This is a genomic window from Oleiphilus sp. HI0061, from assembly GCF_001635675.1.
Genome location: NZ_LWFE01000827.1, coordinates 1 through 269, shown reverse-complemented (window position 1 = coordinate 269; position 269 = coordinate 1). Strand labels below are relative to the sequence as shown.

Below are 269 nucleotides of genomic sequence, written 5' to 3'. Positions count from 1 at the left end.
GATTGGCAAGTCGCTAACCATGCTGCCATCAACCCAGCGTAAGCGGGGCATATACGGTACGTTGTGTCCATGTTCATCTTTCTTAAGCAGTTTAACCGGGGGGAAAATTCCTGGAACTGCGCAAGACGCTAACGATGCACTCCACGTTAGCATGTATGGAGATGTGTAACCTGACAATAATCTAGCCTTTTGATGAGCCTGGACAGGCGAAACAGTGATATTAATACTCCGCCCCGTCTTCTCGTAGGCCTCTTGCATCGTGTATTCAC

General features: G+C 48.7%; 1 protein-coding gene. It reads right to left on the bottom strand.

Annotated features, from left to right (window positions below; translation table 11 throughout):
- A partial coding sequence (locus tag A3735_RS09895) for a patatin-like phospholipase family protein (protein WP_369820522.1) occupies positions 1-269 on the bottom strand: 269 nt, incomplete at both ends.